The organism is Pseudomonas sp. 5Ae-yellow, assembly GCF_014077575.1.
Classification (GTDB): Bacteria; Pseudomonadota; Gammaproteobacteria; order Pseudomonadales; family Pseudomonadaceae; genus Halopseudomonas; species Halopseudomonas neustonica.
Map to the genome: position 1 here is coordinate 1 of NZ_JACGWE010000140.1, position 550 is coordinate 550.

Genomic DNA, 550 nt, shown 5'->3' on the forward strand with positions numbered 1-550 from the left:
TGACCTTTCCCCCAAATTCCACGCCATGAACTCGATGAGATTTCCAGCTAACCTAGCAAGATGGAGATCTCGATATGAAGAAGACGCGATACACCGAAGAGCAGATCATCGGCGCTATCAAGGAGCACGAGGCCGGCGCCAAGGTCGACGACATCTGCCGCAAGCTGAGCATATCCAGTGGCACGTTCTACAACTGGCGGAGCAAATACGCCGGTTTGGAAGTGAACGAAGCGAAACGGCTGCGCGAGCTGGAATCAGAGAACAACAAGCTCAAAAAGCTTTTGGCAGACAAGCTGCTTGAAGTTGAGGCGATGAAGGACGTGCTCTCAAAAAAGTGGTAACGCCTGCAGGCCGCAAGGTAGCCGCCCGGCACCTGATTGAGCAGCACCGAATCAGTGAGCGGAGCGCCTGCCAGCTTGTAGGCATTTCCCGTAGCGCGTTTCGGTATCAAGCCAGAGCCAGGAACGATCATGCCTTGAGAGCGAGGCTCCGAGAGCTTGCTGCGCAGCAGTCAGCCTATGGCTATCTGTTTCTGCACAGTATGTTGAAG

At 54.5% G+C, this 550-nt stretch carries 1 pseudogene; it reads left to right on the top strand.

What is annotated here, in order from left to right:
- Positions 1 to 74: 74 nt before the first annotated feature.
- A pseudogene (locus H4J77_RS20105) lies at positions 75 to 550 on the top strand (transposase); the annotation flags it as partial.